This is a genomic window from Streptomyces sp. NPDC005302, from assembly GCF_040607345.1.
In the GTDB taxonomy this organism is placed as follows: Bacteria; Actinomycetota; Actinomycetes; order Streptomycetales; family Streptomycetaceae; genus Streptomyces.
The window spans coordinates 390,211-411,621 of record NZ_JBEXGN010000001.1; the positions used below are offsets into that span (position 1 = coordinate 390,211).

Annotated in this window: 20 protein-coding genes and 1 tRNA gene; 7 read left to right on the plus strand and 14 right to left on the minus strand. The window is 70.8% G+C overall.

Going from position 1 to position 21,411, the window contains the following annotated elements:
* Positions 1-117 precede the first annotated feature (117 nt).
* The 5 genes from ABZT74_RS01695 to ABZT74_RS01715 all read right to left on the minus strand — a co-directional run bounded on the left by ABZT74_RS01695 (position 118) and on the right by ABZT74_RS01715 (position 5,455).
* Positions 118-666: an RNA 2'-phosphotransferase gene (locus tag ABZT74_RS01695; protein WP_356432890.1), complete on the minus strand. Its 549-nt coding sequence runs from the start codon at positions 664-666 to the stop codon at positions 118-120.
* A 182-nt stretch (positions 667-848) separates the two neighbouring features.
* Positions 849-1,793, minus strand: coding sequence for a MerR family transcriptional regulator (locus ABZT74_RS01700; RefSeq protein WP_356432892.1), 945 nt, complete (start codon positions 1,791-1,793; stop codon positions 849-851).
* Between the two features lie 64 nt (positions 1,794-1,857).
* Positions 1,858-2,787, minus strand: a complete 930-nt coding sequence (locus tag ABZT74_RS01705; RefSeq protein ID WP_356432894.1) for a metal-dependent hydrolase — start codon at positions 2,785-2,787, stop codon at positions 1,858-1,860.
* Positions 2,788-2,846: 59 nt separating this feature from the next.
* Entirely contained in the window at positions 2,847-4,616 is a 1,770-nt protein-coding gene (locus tag ABZT74_RS01710) for an SDR family oxidoreductase (RefSeq protein ID WP_356432896.1), read from the minus strand.
* Positions 4,613-5,455: a M24 family metallopeptidase gene (locus tag ABZT74_RS01715; protein WP_356432898.1), complete on the minus strand. Its 843-nt coding sequence runs from the start codon at positions 5,453-5,455 to the stop codon at positions 4,613-4,615. Before ABZT74_RS01715 ends, ABZT74_RS01710 begins: the two co-directional genes overlap by 4 nt.
* Positions 5,456-5,711: 256 nt before the next feature.
* On the opposite strand from ABZT74_RS01715, the gene ABZT74_RS01720 reads away from it, so the two are divergent.
* From ABZT74_RS01720 to ABZT74_RS01745, 6 genes are all read left to right on the plus strand, one after another.
* Positions 5,712-6,728: an ABC transporter ATP-binding protein gene (locus ABZT74_RS01720; RefSeq protein WP_355872137.1), complete on the plus strand. Its 1,017-nt coding sequence runs from the start codon at positions 5,712-5,714 to the stop codon at positions 6,726-6,728.
* On the plus strand, positions 6,718-7,623 hold the full coding sequence (locus ABZT74_RS01725; protein WP_164372660.1) for an ABC transporter permease subunit: 906 nt from the start codon (positions 6,718-6,720) through the stop codon (positions 7,621-7,623). The genes ABZT74_RS01720 and ABZT74_RS01725 overlap by 11 nt, the downstream gene beginning before the upstream one ends.
* Positions 7,620-8,531 (plus strand): ABC transporter ATP-binding protein, encoded by a 912-nt coding sequence (locus ABZT74_RS01730; RefSeq protein ID WP_356432900.1) that lies wholly within the window; start codon positions 7,620-7,622, stop codon positions 8,529-8,531. The genes ABZT74_RS01725 and ABZT74_RS01730 overlap by 4 nt, the downstream gene beginning before the upstream one ends.
* A 10-nt stretch (positions 8,532-8,541) precedes the next feature.
* Positions 8,542-9,261 carry an ABC transporter permease gene (locus ABZT74_RS01735; RefSeq protein ID WP_355871973.1) on the plus strand — a complete coding sequence of 240 codons (720 nt, stop codon included), beginning with the start codon at positions 8,542-8,544 and terminating at the stop codon, positions 9,259-9,261.
* Between the two features lie 208 nt (positions 9,262-9,469).
* Positions 9,470-9,733: a hypothetical protein gene (locus tag ABZT74_RS01740; RefSeq protein WP_356432902.1), complete on the plus strand. Its 264-nt coding sequence runs from the start codon at positions 9,470-9,472 to the stop codon at positions 9,731-9,733.
* A 273-nt stretch (positions 9,734-10,006) separates the two neighbouring features.
* Positions 10,007-10,093, plus strand: a tRNA-Ser gene (locus ABZT74_RS01745).
* A gap of 106 nt (positions 10,094-10,199) precedes the next feature.
* Here the strand turns inward: ABZT74_RS01745 and ABZT74_RS01750 are convergent.
* The 9 genes from ABZT74_RS01750 to ABZT74_RS01790 form a co-directional block, all read right to left on the minus strand.
* Positions 10,200-11,054, minus strand: coding sequence for an HAD family hydrolase (locus ABZT74_RS01750; RefSeq protein ID WP_356169261.1), 855 nt, complete (start codon positions 11,052-11,054; stop codon positions 10,200-10,202).
* Positions 11,051-12,328: a serine--tRNA ligase gene (gene serS, locus ABZT74_RS01755; RefSeq protein ID WP_356169263.1), complete on the minus strand. Its 1,278-nt coding sequence runs from the start codon at positions 12,326-12,328 to the stop codon at positions 11,051-11,053. Before serS ends, ABZT74_RS01750 begins: the two co-directional genes overlap by 4 nt.
* A 656-nt stretch (positions 12,329-12,984) precedes the next feature.
* The gene (gene pheA / locus ABZT74_RS01760) at positions 12,985-13,920 is read right to left on the minus strand and encodes a prephenate dehydratase (protein ID WP_355871961.1); all 936 of its coding nucleotides are present in this window, start codon (positions 13,918-13,920) and stop codon (positions 12,985-12,987) included.
* Between the two features lie 183 nt (positions 13,921-14,103).
* Positions 14,104-15,435: an iron uptake transporter deferrochelatase/peroxidase subunit gene (efeB, locus tag ABZT74_RS01765; RefSeq protein ID WP_356432904.1), complete on the minus strand. Its 1,332-nt coding sequence runs from the start codon at positions 15,433-15,435 to the stop codon at positions 14,104-14,106.
* Positions 15,436-15,443: 8 nt separating this feature from the next.
* Entirely contained in the window at positions 15,444-17,549 is a 2,106-nt protein-coding gene (locus ABZT74_RS01770; protein WP_356432906.1) for a copper resistance protein CopC, read from the minus strand.
* Between the two features lie 13 nt (positions 17,550-17,562).
* Positions 17,563-18,063, minus strand: a complete 501-nt coding sequence (locus ABZT74_RS01775) for a copper chaperone PCu(A)C (protein ID WP_356169272.1) — start codon at positions 18,061-18,063, stop codon at positions 17,563-17,565.
* A complete protein-coding gene (locus ABZT74_RS01780) occupies positions 18,060-18,713 on the minus strand; it encodes an SCO family protein (protein ID WP_356169275.1) in 654 nt (217 codons plus the stop codon). The genes ABZT74_RS01775 and ABZT74_RS01780 overlap by 4 nt, the downstream gene beginning before the upstream one ends.
* A 194-nt stretch (positions 18,714-18,907) precedes the next feature.
* On the minus strand, positions 18,908-19,651 hold the full coding sequence (locus ABZT74_RS01785; protein ID WP_356432909.1) for a YcnI family protein: 744 nt from the start codon (positions 19,649-19,651) through the stop codon (positions 18,908-18,910).
* A 209-nt stretch (positions 19,652-19,860) separates the two neighbouring features.
* On the minus strand, positions 19,861-20,697 hold the full coding sequence (locus ABZT74_RS01790; RefSeq protein WP_356432911.1) for a hypothetical protein: 837 nt from the start codon (positions 20,695-20,697) through the stop codon (positions 19,861-19,863).
* 253 nt (positions 20,698-20,950) lie between these two features.
* Between ABZT74_RS01790 and ABZT74_RS01795 the strand changes: the two genes are divergently transcribed.
* Complete coding sequence (locus tag ABZT74_RS01795) at positions 20,951-21,406, plus strand: ATP-binding protein (RefSeq protein ID WP_355871940.1); 456 nt, start codon at positions 20,951-20,953, stop codon at positions 21,404-21,406.
* Positions 21,407-21,411 lie beyond the last annotated feature (5 nt).

Here is a 21,411-nt window from a genome sequence, read left to right on the forward strand (position 1 = left end):
CGCCGATTCCCCTGAATCCCGGCGTCGCCCCATGGCCGGCGTCTCCGCATCCCTGGGCCGCATCCCTGGGCCGATGTCTCCGTATCGCTCCGGCCCGGTCTTCCCGAGGGGCCGGCTTCAGTGCGGGCCGGGAAACCGCAGGTAGCGCGGGGGTACGGCCTCGGTCAGCCAGACGCCGTTGGCGCTGACGCGGAAGACGTGGCCGTCGCGGTGCATGGCGGCGGCGTCCACGGACAGGGCGACGGGCCGGCCGCGGCGGGCGCCGACGCGGGTGGCGGTCTCCCGGTCCGCGGAGAGGTGCACGGCATGCCGGTTCATGGGCCTCAGGCCCTCGGCACGGATGGCGTCCAGAGTGCGGGCGACGGTCCCGTGGTAGAGGTACGCGGGCGGCGTCGCCTCGGGCAGGCCGAGGTCGACCTCCACCGAGTGGCCCTGGCTGGCCCTGATCCGGGCGCCGTCGACGGCGAAGCGGCGCTTGTCGTTGTGGGCCACCACGTGATCGAGTTCCTCGCGCGTGAACCGGAACCCGTGTGCGGCAGCGGCGGTGATCAGGGCGTCGATCTCGACCCAGCCGCCCTCGCCGAGGGTGAGCCCGATCCGCTCGGGCTGGTGCCGCAGATGCTTCGACAGGTACTTCGACACCTTCACGGTGCGTCTGTCGTCCATCGGTTCGTCCACTGGTCCGACTGTCGGATGAGCTGTCCGCTCATCGTTCTGTTCCTTCATGCGTCCAGCGTGCCTGTCGAGAGACGGATCACGCATTTGATTTTGCTTCGTAGGTTTGATCCACAACCAAGTGCTGTTATCCACAGGGGAATTGAGCATTCTGTGGACAACGAGCTTACGCTTTAGGGTGTTTCGTCAACAATGTTGGCTTTGCTGTGACTTGCTGCCAGTCGGTCCAAGGTGCGGGCTCGCACCTCACGTTCGGCGGCCAGCGCGATGAACTCCGCTGCCCGGTCCACCCCAACAAGGCGTTCCACAGCACGCATTGTCGCGGCCGGCACCTCCACCGTACGCACCTCTTTCCGAGGCTCCGGAGGCTCGTCCTTGGCCAGGTGCTGGCGCAGATGACGCGTGGCGAACGTCCGCATGGCCCGCGCCAGTTCGGCGTCGACGGTCTGCTGGGCGAGCGGGCGCAGCCGTCGGACCAGCGAGGCCGCTTCGGCGGCCTCCGTATCGCTCGGCGGACGCTCTCCCAGATAGCGCGCGAAGACGTGCTCGGTGGTGAACTCCAGGAAACGGGAAGCGATGTGCTCGACCTGCCCCCTCAACTCCCGCAGATGGGCGGAGATCGCGGACAGCGGAACGCCCGCCCTGTACAACTCCGCGGCAGCCGCGAGCTCTTGGGGGCTCGGCACGAGGAAGCTGTCCTCGTCCCCGGGAACCGGCTCCAGTACGCCCAGTTCCACCGCGTCCGCCACCGCCGCGTCGTCCTGGCGTCCACCGAACCGCTCGTCCAGTTCCGCCCGGGACATCCGCGCGGCCTGCTCGTCGGTCCACGGCCCGTCGACCTCCGCGACCAGCCCGAGGACACCGCCGAGTCCGCGCCCCGCGTCCCATGCCTCCAGGAGCTCCTTGATCGATGCCAGCGTGTACCCGCGGTCGAGGAGGTCCGCTATCTGCCGCAGCCTGGACAGATGCGCGTTCGCGTACACGTTGGCGCGGCCGCGCCGCTCGGGGCGGGGGAGCAGCCCCCGGTCCTGGTAGGCGCGGATCGTACGGACCGTGGCACCGCTGCGGTGCGCCAGGTCCTCTATGCGGTACGCGGCCCCGCCCGGGTCCTCACTCATCTCTCCCGCCCTCCTGCCGTGCGCGTCTCCCCCGCCGCCTCTCGCCTGTCCACCCCGCCGGGTCCTACGCGGTCGCCGCCCGGACGATCGTGCCCACCGCGGAGCGCGCGGCGGGAGACTGCGCGAGGTACTCCACCGCCCTGCGCAGCGAGCCCTCCCGCGACGGATGGTAGGACCGCCGCAGATAGCGCGGGACGGCCGCGCCGAGCTCCTTCCACGTGGGCAACAAGCCCTTGCGGACGGCTCTGTTGTGCTCGGCGAGCGAGTAGCGCAGGCGTCCTGCCAGCCGTGGGTCACGGCGGATGAGGTAGGCGGCGCCCCAGCCCCACAGGTACAGCATCATCGGCGCGGTGACGGCCATGCCCGCGACCCGGCGGGCGTATCGGGCGGCACCCTCGCCACCGCAGTGCTGGTACATGTCGAAGGCGACCGCGCGGTGTTCGACCTCCTCCGCGCCGTGCCAGCGCAGCAGGTCCAGCATGACCTCGTCGGCGTCGGCGAGGTCGAGTCCCTCCGCCGCCAGCACCCAGTCGCCCAGCACCGCCGTGAACTGCTCGATCGCCGCGATCACCGAAAGCCGGAACCGCAGCCACTCCCCGGCCGGGACCGGAACTCCCCGGGGCGGTTCGTCGCCGAGCAGCTTCTCGAAGAGGAAGTCGACGTACTTGGTGAAGTCGGCGGTGTCGAGCCGCTGGGCGGCGAGGTGGTCGAGGACGTAGGCGTGCTGCACGCTGTGCGTGGCCTCCTGGCCCATGAACCCCTTGACGTCCTTGAGGAGTTCGGGATCACGGACCAGCGGCAGCGCCTCCTTGAAGACCTTCACGAACCACCGCTCCCCCGCGGGCAGCAGCAGATGCAGCACGTTGATGACGTGGGTGGCGGTGGGCTCGTCCGGGATCCAGTGCAGCGGGGTGTCCTCCCAGTCGAAGGACACCCGCCTCGGGGCGATCGCGTGCCGCCCGTCGTTCCCCTGGCCGCCGGCCGACCTGTCCATGAACGCTCCCCCCGAAGGTGCCGTCGACCCGTCCGGCCCGTCTCCCCCAACCCGGCCGGTCACAGCGGCGGCTCCAGCCGGGCGATCGCGCGCAGGGTCCGGGGCGCGAAGCGGTGCAGCAGGTGGGCGCCGCGCGCCTCCGGAGTGACCGGAACCACCGCTTCGTTGCGCACGACCGCGCGCAGGATCGCGTCGGCCACCTTCTCCGGCGGGTAGTTGCGCAGCCCGTACAGCCGCGTCGACCGCTTCTGGCGCCGCTTCTCCTCGGCCGCGTCGACTCCGGCGAAGCGCGCGGTCGCGGTGATGTTGGTGTTGACCAGGCCGGGACAGATCGCCGAGACGCCGATGCCCTGGCCGGCCAGCTCGGCGCGCAGACACTCGCTGAGCATCAGGACGGCCGCCTTGGAGGTGCTGTACGCGGGAAGCGCCTTCGAGGGCTGGAAGGCCGCCGCCGACGCGGTGTTGACGATGTGGCCGCCCTGTCCGCGGTCGGCCATCTGCTTCCCGAAGAGGCGGCAGCCGTGGATCACGCCCCACAGGTTGACGTCGAGGACCCTCTTCCAGTCCTCCGGGGTGGTGTCGAAGAAGGAGCCGGACAGTCCGATGCCGGCGTTGTTCACCAGCACGTCCACCACGCCGTACTCGGTGGCGACCTTCTCGGCGAGCTTCTCCATGGCCTGCTCGTCCGAGACGTCGACGGTCTCGGCCCAGGCCGCGGGGGAGCCGATGAGGCGGGACATCTCCGCCGTACGGGCCGCGCTCTCCGCGTCCCGGTCGACGGCCACCACCCGAGCGCCGGCCTCGGCGAAGGCGAACGCCGTGGCCCGCCCGATCCCGCTGCCCGCCCCGGTGACCAGCACCAGCTGCCCGCCGAACCGCTCGGCATAGCGGCCGGTCGCCACCGTGGATGCGGCGGGCACCCCCGACTCTCGCCCCTCGTTGGCGGTCACGAACTCGGTGATCCAGGCGGCCAGTTGGTCGGGCCGGGTGCGCGGAACCCAGTGCTTGGCCGGGATCGTGCGGCGCACCAGCTGCGGAGCCCACTCCTCCAGCCCGTCGTAGAGGCGCTCGGAGAGGAAGGCGTCCCCAAGGGGCGTGATGAGCTGCACGGGCGCGTGCGCGTACGCGTCGTCGCGGGGGCGCCTCAGCCTCGGCCGTACGTTGTCGCGGTACAGCCAGGCGCCGTGCGCCGCGTCGGTGGGCAGCGACGCGGTCGGGTAGTCGCCCGCCGGCACCTTCTCGACCCGCTCCAGGATCCTCGGCCAGCGCTTGCCCAGGGGGCCGCGCCAGGCCAGCTCGGGAAGGACCGGCGTGTGCAGCATGTACACGTACCAGGACTTGGCGCCCTGGCCGAGGAGCTGGCCCGCCCCGCGGGGCGTGGGCCGCCGCATCCGCTGCTTGATCCAGTGGCCGAAATGGTCGAGGGAGGGCCCGGACATCGAGGTGAAGGACGCGATCCGGCCCTGGGTGCGCGCGACGGTCACGAACTCCCAGGACTGCACCGACCCCCAGTCGTGCCCCACCAGGTGCACCGGCTCGTCGGGGCTGACCGCGTCGACGACCGCCAGGAAGTCGTCCGTCAGCTTCTCCAGCGTGAACCCGCCCCGCAGGGGCTGCGGTGCCGTCGAACGGCCGTGGCCCCGGACGTCGTACAGCACGACGTGGAAGCGGTCGGCGAGCCGGACGGCGACCTCGGACCACACCTCCTTGGAGTCCGGATAGCCGTGCACGAGCACGACCGTCGGCTGCCTGTCGTCGCCCAGTTCGGCGACGCACAGCTCGACCCCGCCCGTCCGCACCCAGCGCTCGCGCGCGCCCACGAGACTCACTTGTCCTCCGCCCAGCGCCGCACGTGCGGCAGATCGTCGTCGAGCCAGAACGCGCTCTGCTCAGGGTCCCGGGAGTCGGTGACGACCAGGATCTCCTCGAACTTCGCGCCCGTACCCCGGAATCCGAGGTGCGGTTCGACCGCCCACAACCCCGGCTGGGGCGGGTGGTCGGAGAAGGTGTACGGCGACCACAGGGGCGACCACCCGTCCCGGTGCCCGCGCAGCGCGTCGCTCGCCAGCCCCTTCAGGGACTGCGTGCCGAACCCGAACAGACGCGGTGACCACGGCCGCTCCCGCACCCGGTCCACCTTGTGCGCGATCACGCCGAACGGATACGCGCGGTGCCGGTTGGCGTACCCCTGGCGGACCATGAGCCGGTCCACGTCCTCGTAGATCTCGCGCAGCGGCCGCCGCTCGCGCACCTCGCGCAGGATCAGCGCCCGGTGTGCCTCCAGATCGGCGAGCAGCCTGTCCTGCACGGGGTTCAGGCCGAGCGAGCCCGAGTAGCCGATGTCCGCCGTGAAGCCCTTGTACACCGGGGCCATGTCGAGGATGAAGGGCATCCCCGGCTCCAGCCGGCGATCGGTGGGGAAGAACTGGAGCGGGATCCGGAAGCCGACGAACGCGGTGCGGTCGCCGAACCAGGCGAAGGGCAGATGGAACCAGTCCCTCACCCCGCGCTCGCGCAGCCACACCCGCTGCATCCGCGCCGCCTCACGCTCGGTGACGCCGGGCTTCAGCTGCGCCGCGACCGCCTCCGCGCACTCGTAGGCGAGACGCTGCACCTCTCTGAACCCCCGCAGTTCCACGGAGAGTTCGCCTGCCACTGCCGTCGTCATGCCACCGCCCCACCCTGTCCACACCGACTGCGGTACGTGCCCGTAACTTGACACTGGTGAATGTGACAGTTGTTAGAGGCCGCGTCAATAGACCGGTGCCCGGCCTGTGGACAACCGGACGGATGTGGATAACCGGCGCGCGGTTGGTGTACCTCAGGGGGACCCCTAAGGACCCGTACGACTGGAGGCTGACATGGATCCACCTCCACGGGTTGACGACCCCTGTGGTCTGCGCCACTACCTTCGAATCGTGACTGTGATCGCGACCGAAAGCCTGAGCAAGCGGTTCCCCCGGGTGACCGCGCTTGACCGGCTCTCCGTTGACGTCGGGCCCGGTGTGACCGGACTCGTCGGAGCCAATGGAGCCGGCAAGTCCACACTGATCAAGATCCTGCTGGGTCTGTCCCCCGCCACGGAGGGCCACGCACGCGTGCTCGGCCTCGACGTCGCCACCGAAGGCGCCGCCATCCGGGAGCGGGTCGGGTACATGCCCGAGCACGACTGCCTGCCGCCCGACGTCTCGGCCACGGAGTTCGTCGTCCACATGGCGCGCATGTCCGGGCTCCCGCCGGCCGCGGCCCGCGAGCGCACCGCGGACACCCTGCGCCACGTCGGGCTCTACGAGGAGAGGTACCGCCCCATCGGCGGCTACTCCACGGGCATGAAGCAGCGCGTGAAACTCGCGCAGGCCCTCGTCCACGACCCCCAGCTGGTCTTCCTGGACGAGCCGACCAACGGCCTCGACCCCGTCGGCCGCGACGACATGCTCGGACTGATCCGCCGCATCCACACGGACTTCGGCATCTCGGTCCTGGTCACCTCGCACCTGCTGGGCGAACTGGAGCGCACCTGCGACCACGTGGTGGTCGTCGACGGCGGCAAGCTGCTGCGCTCCAGCTCCACCACGGACTTCACGCAGACGACCACGACCCTCGCCATCGAGGTCACCGACACCGACGTGCACCCGGACGGCACCCGCGCGGTCCGCGAGGCGCTCCACGCGCGCGGGGTCGAGACGCACGACGGCAGCGGCCTGCCGGGCGCCGGACACATCCTGCTGCTGACCACCGAGAGCGAGGACACCTACGACCTCGTCCGCGACCTGGTCGCCGACCTCGGCCTCGGCCTGGTCCGCATGGAACAGCGCAGGCACCACATCGCCGAGGTCTTCAACGACAGCGACGAACAGCGCACCAAGGAAGAGCGCGCGGCGAGCACGGACCCGCGCACCGGCGACGACCAGCGGAAGGAGGCGGTCGGCCATGGCAGTTGAGCAGCCCCTCACCCAGCCCGGTGAGCAGTCCCGCATCCACAACATCGGCTATCGCAACTACGACGGCCCCCGCCTCGGCCGGGCCTACGCCCGCCGGTCCCTGTACTCGCAGTCCCTGCGCGGCGCCTACGGACTCGGCCGCTCGGTCAAGTCCAAGGTCCTGCCGATGCTGCTCTTCGTGGTGATCTGCGTCCCCGCGCTGATCATGGTCGCCGTCGCGGTCGCCACCAAGGCGAAGGACCTCCCCGTCGACTACACGCGCTACGCGGTGATCATGCAGGCGGTCATCGGCCTGTACGTCGCCTCGCAGGGCCCCCAGGCGGTCTCCCGCGACCTGCGCTTCAAGACCGTGCCGCTGTACTTCTCGCGCCCCATCGAGACCGCCGACTACGTCCGCGCGAAGTACGCGGCGCTCGCCTCGGCGCTGTTCATCCTCACGGCCGCCCCGCTGATCGTGCTCTACGTGGGCGCGCTGCTGGCCAAGCTCGACTTCGCCGACCAGACGAAGGGCTTCGGACAGGGGCTGGTCTCCGTGGCGCTGCTGTCGCTGCTCTTCGCCGGCATCGGCCTGGTCATCTCGGCCGTCACCCCGCGCCGCGGGTTCGGCATCGCGGCCGTCATCGCCGCGCTGACCATCTCCTACGGAGCGGTCTCCACCGTCCAGGCCATCGCCTTCGAGCAGTCCAGCAGCGGGGCCGTCCCGTGGCTCGGGCTCTTCTCGCCCATCACCCTCATCGACGGCGTGCAGACAGCCTTCCTGGGCGCCTCCTCCGCCTTCCCCGGAGAGGTGGGTCCCTCATCCGGCCAGGGCGTCGTCTACCTCGTCGTCGTCCTGGGTCTCATCGCCGGCTGCTACGGCCTCCTGATGCGCCGCTACCGAAAGGTCGGGCTGTGACCACCCTCAACATCGACCACGTCTCACGCTGGTTCGGCAACGTGGTGGCGGTCAACGACATCACGATGACGATCGGCCCCGGCGTCACCGGCCTGCTCGGTCCCAACGGAGCGGGCAAGTCCACCCTCATCAACATGATGGGCGGCTTCCTCGCCCCCTCGACGGGCACCGTCACCCTCGACGGCCGCCCGACCTGGCGCAACGAGGACATCTACCGGCACATCGGCATCGTCCCCGAACGCGAGGCGATGTACGACTTCCTCACCGGCCGCGAGTTCGTCGTCGCCAACGCCGAACTGCACGGTCTCGGCGCCAAGTCCGCCCAGCGGGCGCTGGCCACCGTCGAGATGGAGTACGCGCAGGACCGCAAGATCTCCACGTACTCCAAGGGCATGCGGCAGCGCGTGAAGATGGCGTCCGCGCTGGTGCACGACCCGTCGCTGCTCCTGCTCGACGAACCGTTCAACGGCATGGACCCACGTCAGCGCATGCAACTCATGGAGCTGTTGCGCCGCATGGGCGACGAGGGCCGCACGGTGCTGTTCTCGTCCCACATCCTCGAAGAGGTCGAGCAACTCGCCTCCCACATCGAGGTGATCGTCGCCGGGCGGCACGCGGCGAGCGGCGACTTCCGGCGGATCCGCCGCCTGATGACCGACCGCCCGCACCGCTACCTGGTCCGCTCCAGCGACGACCGGGCGCTGGCCGCCGCGCTGATCGCGGACCCGTCGACGTCCGGCATCGAGGTCGACCTCGCCGAGGGCGCGCTGCGCATCCAGGCCGTCGACTTCGGCCGCTTCACCGCCCTGCTGCCCAAGGTCGCGCGCGAGCACGGCATCCGGCTGCTGACGGTGTCGCCGTCCGACGAGTCCCTGGAATCCGTCTTCTCGTATCTTGTCGCGGCGTAGGAGGCCGAAGATGTACGACCCCACAGTCGCCCGGCTCACCTACCGCGGCCTGCTCGGCCGCCGCAGGGCCCTCATCCTCGGCGTCCTGCCCGTCCTGCTCATCGTCATCTCGGTGGCTGTCCGCAGCTTCTCCGGGGCCGACGACCAGGTGGCCTCGGACCTGCTCGGCGGGTTCGCCCTCGCCACCATGGTGCCGATCATCGGCGTCATCGCCGGCACGGGCGCCATCGGACCCGAGATCGACGACGGCTCGGTGGTGTACCTGCTCGCCAAGCCGCTGAAGCGGCCCACGATCATCTTCACCAAGCTGATCGTCGCGATCGCCGTCACCATGGCGTTCTCCGCTGTGCCGACCTTCATCGCGGGCATGATCCTGAACGGCAACGGCCAGCAGATCGCCGTCGCCTACACGGTCGCCGCGCTCGTCGCCTCGATCGCCTACGCCGCGATGTTCCTGCTCCTCGGGACCATCACCCGGCACGCCGTGGTCTTCGGACTCGTCTACGCGCTCGTCTGGGAGGCGCTGTTCGGCTCCCTGGTGTCCGGCGCGCGCACCCTCAGCGTCCAGCAGTGGGCGCTCGCCGTGGGCCACAAGGTGACCGGCGGCGACCTCGTCACCTCGGACGTCGGCCTGCCGACCGCGACGGTGCTGCTCGTCGTGGTGACCGTCCTCGCCACCTGGTACGCCGGGCAGCGGCTGCGGTCGCTGACGCTGGCCGGCGAGGAGTGAGCCCGCCTGATGTGAGCGCGGGAGAATCGGGCCCCCGGGACCGGGTGAGCGCCGGGGCCTGAGCTCCGATGCCGCGAAAAGAGGCTCCCCGCGCGCGTACCGCCGATCACCGGCCACGCGCGCGGGGAGCCTCCTTTTTCTTGACGGGGGCTTCACCTCGGTCCGGGCAGACTGGATGAACGGGGACGTACGGCCAGGAGGAACGGGGATGGCAGCAGAGGAACCGAGAGGTGACGGCCGTGAGCGGGCCGGGGACAGGTCCGTGGACGCGGCCGGTGAGCCGTGGGACGACCTGGTGCTCGATGAGGACTTCGTCCGGTCCGCGGGGACGGCGGAGCCGTCGGCCCGGGCACGCATGCTCGCCGCCCGCTGGCGCGAGGAAGGACCCGAACCGGAGCCGTGGCGCTCGGACGAGCCGCCCGCGGGATGGTTCTTCAGCAAGGGCCGCCGGCGCAGATGGCGCCGCAGGTGAGACCCGCGGCCGGCACCAGGCAGGACGGCCTTTAATCAGTGGCGCCCACGTCGGCCGCCGGGCACAGTAGTTGTGTCCACACCGCCGGACCCGACCGGCGCCACGATCCGGGAGAGGAGCGCGACGATGTTCATCAGGAGCAGTTCGTCGAGCTCCCGACAGGGCAGCCCGCGGCGGGTTCCGGAGTAGTTACCCCTCCGTCGAATCCGCTCCGCACGGGGGGCTGCCCGGGGCGGCCGCTTCGAGCGCGCGTGTCGCGCGGGCCGCCCACCCGGAGGATTGGCCGAGCGGTAAGGCACCGGCTTGCTAAGCCGTGGTCGGGGGTGAAACCCCGCGCGCGTTCGATCCGCGCATCCTCCGCAACACGTTCCGCCCGCGGCAGCGCCCGCATGGCTGCCGCGAGAGTCACCGCGCGGCAACCTCTGCGGTCGTCACCGCGGGTACTGCCGGTGCCGCCCGGGAACCGTTAAGGCTGCGCCAGCAGGCGCTCGAGGACGACCGCGATGCCGTCCTCCTCGTTCGTGGACGTCACCTCGTCCGCGACCGCCTTGAGGTCGGCGTGGGCGTTGGCCATGGCCACACTGTGCGCGGCCCACGCGAACATCGGGATGTCGTTCGGCATGTCGCCGAAGGCGATGGTGTCCACGGCCTTCGCGCCGAGGCGGCGGGCCGCCAGCGACAGCCCCGTCGCCTTGGAGAGGCCGAGGGGGAGGAGTTCCACTATCCCCGCGCCCGCCATCGTGACGCCGACCAGTCCGCCCGCGACCTCCGTGGCCACGGCCGCGAGCTCGTCGTCCGAGAGCGTCGGGTGCTGGACGTACACCTTGTTCAGCGGCGCCGACCAGAGGTCCGCCGCGTCCCTGATGGGTACGACCGGCAGCGGCCCGTCGTGCACCCGGTAGCCGGGGCCGACCAGGACCTCGCCGTCGAGTCCGTCACGGCTCGCCGCGAGCAGCAGCGGGCCGACCTCCGCCTCGATCTTGGCGAGCGCGAGACCGGCGAGCTGCCGGTCCAGCGTCACCGAGGTGAGCAGGCGGTGCTCCCCCGCGTCGTACACCTGGGCGCCCTGACCGCACACCGCGAGGCCCTGGTAGCCGAGGTCGTCGAGGATGTGACGCGTCCAGGGCACCGCGCGCCCGGTGACGACGATGTGCGCCGCGCCCGCCGCGGTGACCGCGGCGAGCGCCTCACGCGTACGCGCCGAGACCGTGTCGTCGGAACGCAGCAGCGTCCCGTCGAGGTCGGTCGCGACGAGCTTGTACGGGAACGTCCGCGTGCCCTGGGCCTCGGACGGGCCCGCGGACCCAGTGGTACCGGTCACTTGGAGATCGGCTCCAGAAGCTCACGGCCACCCAGGTAGGGGCGCAGTACCTCGGGCACCCGTACCGAACCGTCGGCGAGCTGGTGGTTCTCCAGGATCGCCACGATGGTGCGCGGCACGGCACACAGCGTGCCGTTCAGCGTCGACAGCGGCTGGACCTTCTTGCCGTCACGCATGCGGACGGACAGACGCCGGGCCTGGAAGCCGTCGCAGTTCGAGGCCGAGGTCAGCTCGCGGTACTTGCCCTGGGTCGGGATCCACGCCTCGCAGTCGAACTTGCGGGAGGCGGAGGAGCCGAGGTCGCCCGAGGCCACATCGATCACCTGGAAGGGCAGTTCGAGGCCGGTCAGCCACTGCTTCTCCCACTCCAGGAGCCGCTGGTGCTCGTTCTCCGCGTCCTCGGGGTCGACGTACGAGAACATCTCGACCTTGTCGAACTGGTGCACGCGGAAGATGCCGCGGGTGTCCTTGCCGTAGGTGCCGGCCTCGCGGCGGAAGCACGGCGAGAAACCGGCGTAGCGCATCGGCAGCTTGTCGGCGTCGAGGATCTCGTCCATGTGGTACGCCGCGAGGGGGACCTCGGAGGTGCCGACCAGGTAGTAGTCGTCCTTCTCCAGGTGGTACACGTTCTCCGCGGCCTGGCCGAGGAACCCGGTGCCCTCCATGGCGCGCGGGCGGACCAGCGCGGGGGTCAGCATCGGCGTGAAGCCGGCCTCGGTGGCCTGCGCGATCGCCGCGTTGACGAGGGCGAGCTCCAGGAGCGCGCCGACACCCGTCAGGTAGTAGAAACGCGAGCCGGACACCTTGGCGCCGCGCTCGACGTCGATGGCGCCCAGCGACTCGCCGAGCTCCAGGTGGTCCTTGGGCTCGAAGCCCTCGGCGGCGAAGTCGCGGATGGTGCCGTGCGTCTCGAGGACGACGAAGTCCTCCTCGCCGCCGACCGGGACGTCGGGGTGCACGACGTTGCCGAGTTGGAGGAGGAGACGCTTGGCCTCGTCGTCGGCCTCGTGCTGCTCGACGTCGGCCGCCTTGACGTCGGCCTTGAGCTGCTCGGCCTTCTTCAGCAGCTCGGCGCGCTCTTCGGGGGAGGCCTTGGGGATCAGCTTGCCGAGCGCCTTCTGCTCGGAACGCAGCTCATCGAAGCGGACGCCGGACGACCTGCGCCGCTCGTCGGCGGAGAGAAGGGAGTCGACGAGCGCGACATCCTCTCCACGGGCGCGCTGGGAGGCGCGAACACGGTCGGGGTCCTCACGGAGCAGGCGAAGGTCAATCACCCCTCAAGGCTACCGGTGCGTGCTTCCCGCGAACGACTCGATATTCCGGTGCGTGAGGTCTGTCACGTTATGAGTGAAATGCCGGATCGAATCTCTTGATCACCGATCATCGTCAATGAAAGGGACCTTACTCCCTGAAACGGGGCAGGCGGCCGGTCGCCGGTTGACCGGATTTCCTTGCGGGAGGCGGGACTTGACTTCGGGTTGTCCACAGGAATCTGCGACTCGGGATAGTTATCCACAGGCTGTGTGGAAGATCTGTGGATGTCGGAATTGATCATTCCGTTGGCACTTCTGCGGATGAGGAATTCCCGGTTCAAACCCTCCGTACACCCACTTTCGGGTGTAAATGATTCGCTCCATAGAGTTGATCAATGGAAAAGGGTGGACGAAGGGTGACGTGCGGGTCTGTGGAGGAACTTGGGCCTTGTAGGCCGATTTGTCGACGATGTAATGCTTCGTTGTCGACTTGTCCCCAGGTCGAGAAGCGTGCCTGTGGATAACTTCTGTGGATGGCGAAAATAGGCAGGTAGGACCGGGGAAGGAAACCCGGACGGGTGTGGATCCGCCGGTCAGGACGGGTGAGGGCTCCGGACATGCGGATCCGCCGGTCGAACCGGTGGGTACCGGTCGGTCGGACGTGGGGGCCCTGTCGGTCAGGAACGGCCGTCCTGGCAGCGCGCCAGCCAGTCGGACGCGGCGGAGAACTCGCTGTCCGAGGTTCCGGGCCGCAGCGGCCGGACGTCCTCCAGTGCGACACCGGCACGCGGGTACGAACCGAGGAAACGCACCTGGGGGCAGATCCGCTTGAGGCCCATCAAGGCCTCACCCACCCGGCGGTCGGTGATGTGGCCCTCGGCGTCCACCGAGAAGCAGTAGTTGCCGATGCCCTGGCCGGTGGGGCGGGACTCGATCCGCATCAGGTTGACGCCGCGCACGGCGAATTCCTGCAGCAGTTCGAGCAGGGCGCCGGGGTGGTCGTCGCCGAGCCAGATGACCACGGACGTCTTGTCGGCGCCGGTGGGCGCGGCAGGCCTGGCCGAACGGCCGACCAGCACGAAACGGGTCTCGGCGTTCGCCGCGTCGTGGATCTCGGTGACCAGCGGTTCGAGGCCGTACGTCGCCGCCGCGAACTCGCCGGCGAAGGCCGCGTCGTACCGGCCTTCCTGGACCAGCCGCGCGCCGTCCGCGTTCGACGCGGCCGACTCCCACAGGGCGTCCGGAAGGTGTGCGCCCAGCCAGTTGCGCACCTGCGGCTGGGCGACCGGGTGCCCGGTGACCGTCTTGACGTCCTTCAGCGTGGTGCCGGGCCTGACCAGCAGGGCGAAGGCGATCGGCAGCACGACCTCGCGGTAGATCATCAGCGGGTCGCCCTTGGCCAGCTCGTCGAGCGTGGCGGTGACACCGCCCTCGACCGAGTTCTCGATCGGGACGAGCGCGCCGGCCGCCTGGCCACCGCGCACCGCGTCGAGCGCGGCCGGCACCGACACCATGGGCACCAGCTCCCGCGTCGCGGCCTCGGGAAGCGTGCGGAGGGCGGCCTCGGTGAACGTTCCCTCGGGGCCGAGATAGGTGTAGCGCGTCGCCGACATACCGTCACCCTAATGGGCCTTGCCCGACGAGGCTCACGCCCGTGGAAACAGGGCCCCCAGGGGTGAATCCACCCGACCGGGCGGACCGGAGGACGGGAACTGTGCCGGGCGGGCCGGAGGACGGAAACCGTGCCGGGCGAACGAGGACGGGAACTGCCGGGGCGCCGGCCGCCGTCGGATCGCTCAGCCCTCCAGGAGCCGCTGCCCCACGTACTCCCCCCGCTCGGCCCCGCCCGGCACCGCGAACAGTCCGCTCGACTCGTGCCGGATGAAGTCGGAGAGAGCGTCGCCTCGGTCGAGTTTGCGCTGGACGGGGACGAAGCCGCGCAGCGGGTCGGCCTGCCAGCACACGAAGAGCAGGCCCGCGTCGGGCACCCCGTCCGCGTCGATGCCGTCGTGGAAGGAGAACGGACGGCGCAGCATCGCGGCACCGCCGTTCTGGTCGGGCCGGGTGATCCGGGCGTGCGCGTCGATGGGCACGGCCAGGTTGCCGGCGGCGTCGGTCCTGTCGAGGTCCATCGCGGTCTTCTCGGTGCCGCCGCTGAGCGGCGCCCCGGTGGACTTCCGCCGTCCGATGACGTCCTCCTGGGCCTTGCCCGAGAGCTTCTCCCAGTCGTCGAGCAGCATGCGGATCCGGCGTACGACCGCGTACGAGCCATTCGTCATCCAGGCCGGACCGGCGGAGGCCGGCACGAAGATCCGCCCGTCGAAGTCGGGCTCGGACGGCTTCGGATTGCGCGTGCCGTCGATCTGCCCCATCAGGTTGCGTGCGGTCATGGGGGACGCGGTGGCACCGGGCGAGCGGTTGAAGCCGTTCATCTGCCAGCGCACCCGTGCGGCGCTGCCCGCGTCCTTCTGGAGCGCGCGCAGGGCGTGGAACGCGACCAGGGCGTCGTTCGCCCCGATCTGGACCCACAGGTCGCCGTTGCTGCGCCCCTTGTCGAGGTGGTCGGAGGAGAAGTCGGGCAGCGGGTCCAGTGCGACCGGACGCTGCTTCTCCAGACCCGTACGCGCGAAGAAACTGTGGCCGAAGCCGAAGGTGACGGTCAGGGACGAGGGGCCGGCGTCGAGGGCGACGTCGGTGTCGTCGTGGGCCGCGGCCTCACCCGCCATCAGCCGCTCGGCCGTCGCCGACCAGCGGCGCAGCAGGGCGGCGGCCTCCCGGCGGCCCGCGCCCGCGGTCAGGTCGAAGGCGACGAGATGGCCGCGCGCCTGGAGCGCGGTGGTGATGCCGGGCTGATGTTTCCCGTGAAACATCACCGCGTCCGCGCCGACCGAGGCCAGCGGAACGGCCGTGTCGGCGGAGGGGGCCGCGGCGTAGCCCACGGCGGCCCCGCCCGCGCCGAGGGCGAGCCCCGTCGCACCCGCGGTTCCGAGCAGCCGGCGCCGTGACATGACCCCCGTCGGAGCGCCCTCCGGCGAGGCCTCCTGGGAGGGGTTCTTCGCGGAAGGGATCTTCGGGGAGGCGGCCTCGCGGGCGGAGGAGGACGCCCCGGGAGTGGACTGGTCAGCCATGGTCAGGTTCAGCCGATCTGCGCGTTCTTGTTCACGGTGACCTGGTCGATGTCCGACGTGCGCACGGTCACCGCGATCTTCCAGTCGCCCGCCATGGGGATCTGTACATCGCTCGCCGCCCAGTGTCCCGTGGCGATCCTGTCGGGCGTCACGGGCAGCGGGCCGACGTCCTTCGCCCGCAGGGTGAGGGCGAGCTTCACCTCGGGCACGTCGAAGGCCTTGCCGTTCGGCCGGACCACGAAGACGTGCATCTCGTTGCCGCCGACCCGGGCCGGGTCGAAGGTGACCTCGGCCGTGCCCTTGCCGTCCTGGCCGCCCGTGTCGAAGGGGATCTTCAGCGACAGAGCTCCGGACCGCTGTGCGGTGGCTCCCTTGGCCTGCTGGACCGCCTCTTCGGTGCGTCCCGGCTCGGTGGTGGTCAGCGCGGTCGTGACCGCCAGCAGGACGACCGCGACGGCCGCCTCGGCGAGCACCGAGCGGCGCAGGCCCGTGCGGTTCGGGTCGGCGTCGCGGACGCGCTGGGCGCGCGCGGTGTCCACGGCGGCCTGCTGCCGGGCCAGTTGGGCGGCCCGCCGGGAGTCGGCGGGGACGGTGGCGGGTGTCCTGCGGGCCGACCGCTGCTCCACCAGCGCGGCCTTGGCGGCCCGGGGGGCTCCGTCCGCGAGCCCCCCCGTCCAGCGCCGGGAGATCGAGGCGACGCCCACGAGCACGGCCACCAGACCGATCTTGACGAGCAGCAGCTGCCCGTACGTCGTGTCGGTGAACGCCGACCAGGAGCCGACCTGCCGCCACGACTGGTAGATGCCGGTCGCCACCAGGACGAGGACGCTCCCGAACGCGAGGCGGGAGAAGCGGTGTACGGCCGCGGCCTCGATCTGCTCCTCCGCCGGTGCCCGGAACAGTGCCACCAGCAGCGTGGTCAGGCCGCCGAGCCAGACGGCGACGGCCAGCAGGTGCAGCACGTCCACGGGCATGGCGACGCCCGCCTGGATACCGGTGGACGCGTGCTCGGCCATGGCCCAGCTCGCGGCGAGTCCCGCCGCCACGACCACGCCGCCGATGGCGAGTCCGAAGGTGAGGTCCTTCTTCTCGGCGGCCAGGTCGGCCGCCTCCGTGGCGGGGTCGGGGGTGTGGTCCGCCTCGTCCGCCCCCTCGGCGGCTTCCAGGGCGGCCGCCTTCGTGACCGCCGCCTTCCCGCCGCTCGCCTTGGCGCCGACGGCCTTCGCCCCGGTCGCCTTCGCGGCGGCCCCCTTGGCACGGCTGCTCTTGGCGGCGTTCGCCTTCCTGGTGGCGACGGCCAGCGCCTCGGAGGCCGCGCGCGCGTCCTCGTCCCGCTTGGCGTACGCACCGAACAGCACGGCGATGAACAGCGCCGCCGCGGCGAGCAGCAGCAGCCGTGACACCAGTGCCGCGCCCGACTTCGTCTGCAGCACCTGGGCGAGCAGGTTCAGGTCGAAGATGTCGCCGACCTTGCCCGACCCGATGTACGAACCGCGCAGGAGCAGCAGGGCGAGCGTGGAGACCGTCAGGGTGAGCCAGCCGGCGACCACGAGGCGCTGTACCGGCCGGACTCCGGAGCCACGCTGCCAGCAGCCCAGCACGAACGCGGCGCCGCCGACGAGCAGGATGAACCCGGCGTACGAGAAGTAGCGGCCGGCGCCGTAGAGGAAGCCCACCACTCCGCCGCCGACCTCCTGGCCGGACGCGGCGACGGAGGTCTGCGAGGGCGCGCCGATGGAGAAGGTGAAGGCGCCCGAGACGGGGTGGCTGTCCGCCGACACCACCTGGTACGTCACGGTGAACGTCCCGTCGGGCAGGCCCGCGTGCAGCTTCATGCCGTACGTGCTGCCGCCCAGGTCGCTCGGAGCGCCGGTGTCGACCCTCTTGCCCTTCGGGTCGAGGACCCGCAGCGAGCTGTCGTTCATCGAGACCTGCTCGGAGAAGGTGAGCGAGATCTGCGTGGGTGCCTCGGCGACCACCGTCCCCTGCTGTGGGTCGCTCCCGGTCAGCGCGGCGTGCGCGGAGGCGGGCGCGGCGCCCGCCAGGAGTGCGGCGGCGACGGCGAGGAACAGCAGCAGGAGGGTCCGGAAGCGGGGGGCGATGGTCGGTGTCACGGTGGTGCCTCCCTCAGTGCCCGGAGTCGGGGTTGTAGGTCGCGGACTTCACCGGCATGGAGATCTTCACCGTGCCGGACGTGGCGAAGTGCAGTTCCAGAGCCACCTTCTCGCCCTGCCGGGGCTTGTGGGTGAGCTTTGCGAACATGAGGTGGTTGCCGCCGCTCGCGAAGTCCAGGGTGCCGTGGGCGGGCACGGCGAAGGACTTCTCCTCCTCCATCGCGCCGTCCTTGGTGGAGTGGAGCGTCACGTCGTCCGAGAGGTCGCTGGTGACGGAGGTCAGCCGGTCGGCGCCGCCGGAGTTGGTGACGGTGAAGAAGCCCGCGGCCATGGTGGCCATGCTCGGTGCGGGCATGTAGGCACCGCTGATCCTGAGGTCGGGCCGGCCCGAGGAGGACAGCGATCCCGAGGAGTCACCGTCGCCCGAGCCGCAGCCCGCGAGCGTCAGCGCCGCGGTTATGACCAGTGCGCCGAGGGCTAGGGGCCGCGCCGGACGGCCGGGACGGCGCCTCACGGGGTCTTCCCTTCGACGATCTTGGGAAGGTCCTTGGTGTAGTCGTCGACCGTGGCGTCCTCGCCGTACAGCACATAGCCCCCGTCGGTCTTCGGTGAGAAGGCGATGACCTGGGTGCCGTGCACGGAGACGAGCTTGCCGTTCTTGTCCTTCGAGGTCGGCTCGATGGAGATGCCCAGGGTGCGGGCGCCGGCCTGGATGGTGGAGAAGTCGCCGGTCAGACCGATGAAGTCGGAGTCGATTCCCTTGAGCCACGTGCGGAGCGCGGCGGGGGTGTCGCGGTCGGGGTCGGTGGTGACGAACACGACGCGCAGCTTGTCCTGCTCGGCCTTGGGCAGCTGCTTCTTGGCGACGGCCAGGTTGTTCATCGTCAGCGGGCAGACGTCGGGGCAGTGCGTGTAGCCGAAGTAGACCAGCGTGGGCCGGCCCTTGGTCTGCGCGCGCAGGTCGAACTTCTTGCCGTTCGTGTCGGTGAGCACGAGGTCCGGCTTCGCGAACGGCTGGTCGAGGACCGTCGCGGCCTTGCCGGAGTCTGCGGCGACGGACACGTCGGCGACGGGCTTGTTGCTGTCGTCGCCGCTGCCACAGGCGGAGAGGGTCAGAGCGGCGGCGGCGAACAGGGCGGCCACCGCGTACGTCTTCTTGCGCATAGAAAAATGTCCCAGATGTGAGTGCCCGGGTGCGCACCGGGGGTGGTCCGCGGCCGAAGGGCCTGGTCCGGCAGGGCGGGAGGGCCATGCCGGACCCGGCCGGAAGCCGGACCGGTCCGGAGAGCCGCGTTCCCGCGGCCCCCCGGTGCGCACCAGGCGGGTGTGTCTCAGAGCCTCAGACGCCGTGCGGCATCTCAGGCGTTCGTACGCCGACGGCCGGCGAACACGCCGTACGCCGCGCCCAGCGCGCCGACGACGATGCCCACGACGCCGAGAACGCGCGCGGTCGTGTCGCTGCTGTCCGAGGATGCGGCCGCCTGGTCGGTGTCCTTCGCGGTGCCCTCGGACTTCTCCGTGTCGGACGCGTCCTCGGCGCCGGCGGAACCGTGGTGGTCCTCGGTCGCGGCCGACAGGGCGAGCACCGGCGCCGGGTTCTCGGGCTCCTCGGCGCCCTCCTTCTGCGGCTCGATCCAGCGCACGACTTCCTTGTTGTCGTACGTCTGGATCGCCTTGAAGACGAGTTGGTCGGTGTCCTCGGGCAGCGCGCCGACGGAGAGCGGGAACTTCTGGAAGAAGCCCGGCTGGATGCCCTTGCCGTCGGCGGTCCAGGTGACCTTGGTGACGGCTTCGTCGATCTTCTCGCCGTGCAGGGTCACCGGCTTGGCCAGCTTGGACTTGGTGACCTCGACGTTCCAGCCCTGCACCGGCTGCGGCATGACCGAGGCGAGCGGGTGGTCCGCCGGGAGGTTCACCTCGAGCTTGGTGGTCGAGGCGTCGTCGCGCTCGTTCGGAACCTTGAAGTTCACGACGGCGTAGCCGCCCTTGGCCGCCGCTCCGTCGGGCGAGACGCTGACGTGCGCGAACGCGGGCGCGGCGGACAGGACGAGAACGGCCGAAGCGGCGACGGTGCCGACGGCGGCGATACGGGAAGCCTTCATGGAAGGGAACACTCCACTCTCAGTTCGATGACGAGGGGGCGCGCGGACGCCTCGGTGTTCCGGCGCGGGGTGAGCCCGCGCCCGGGAGGACCCGGCGGTACGCGCGCGTGCGGCACGACCGCGTCCCCTCCGGCAGAGCCGGGAGGCCCGTGATGTCCCTGGGATGCTGGGACTTCGGGGCCATCGGCTCGGTGAGGTGGCGCGTCGCGTCAGGCGGCGAGGGAGAGAGCGGAGAGAGGCGGTCCGCGTCGGACCACCGTGTGCTGGAGCGCGGTCGTCCGCGGAGCGGGAAGCGTACGGGGCGCGGTACGGCGCGGACGCGCGATCTCGGGCGCCCCCTGAAGTCCCGTGCGCAGAGCGCGTACGAGAGTCAGGGCGGCGCGCAATGACCGTACGAGCGCCCCTTCGGCGACGCCCTGTGCCGACAGCCGCATGAGGCGGAGCAGCGCCAGATCACCGCGGCGCAGCACCCATCCGGCGGCGACGGCCGCGAGGACGTGGCCGAGCAGCATCGGCAGGGAGGGCAGCATCGGCATCGCCGCGCCCCCGGCGACCGGTACCGCGTCCGTGGCATGCCCCATGGACGACGTCATGCCGCCCGTGCCCGTGTCGAGCCGCGCGTCGGCGAGCAGCTTCTGTGCGTGTGCGGGACTGATCGCCGCGGCGGTCGTACCGCACACCAGTCGCGCGGCGCGGGCCACGAGAGCGGCGTCGGACAGCGGCTTGCCCGAGGACATCGAACCCATGGAGCCGGCTGCCGTGGCGCCCGCCTGTTGGCTGAGCCCGAAGAGGGTGTGCAACGCGGTCTGGCCGACCGCGAGGACGGCCACGATGCCGGGCAGCGCCCGCTCCCGTCCCGCCAGCGTGGCGGCGACCGTGAACACCGCGAGGAAGCCGACGCCCAGGGTCCAGAACGGCACCACGGCACAGGAGGCGATTCCATGACCGGCCGCGGCCAGCGCGACACAGACCGCGGCGAACACCGCGGCCCTGAGCATCCGGAGGTCGGCTCCGGAGGGCGCCGAACGCTGGTGGGGGGCAGTCATGGCGGGCTCATCATCGCACTGGGCCCACCCGTCACCCACGGCAGGTCCACAAGGTGAGGTTCGATCGGTCTGTCCGCAACGCCTCCTACGTACCGGAACGTCGACTTCCGTACGTCAACTCGCAACCGCATACACCGACCTCCGGCGCCCGCGCATCCGCCGTATGGGCGCCGTCCTCGGACGTATGCGATTGCGCACGGGTCCTTGCGGCAATACGTATCGGTATGTCGAGCCGCGGCCGGGAGGCTGGAGCATGAGCATCTGGTGGTCACTCCATCTGCGGCGCGAGGCTGCGAGCGTCCCGCTCGCCCGACGTCTGCTGCTCGGCACGATGGAGAGCGCGGGTGTGGACCCCGATGTCTCCTACGACCTCTCCGTCGCCCTCACCGAGGCCTGCGCCAACGCCGTCGAACACGGCGGGGACACCGCGTGGGGCGACGCCGACGAGGAGTACCGGGTGACGGCCTACCTCGACGGCGACCAGTGCCGCATCGAAGTCACCGACTCCGGCCCCGGCTTCCCCGGCGGGCACGCCCGCTCCGCACTCCGCCCCGCCGACCAGGACGCCGAACACGGGCGCGGCCTCTGCCTGATCCAGGAACTGGCCGACCACGTCCACATTGGCAACAACCCGGGCCCGGGCGGCGCGGTGGTCAGCTTCGACAAGATCCTCAAGTGGAGGACGGCCCCCTCCCTGCTGCCCGCCTAGCACCG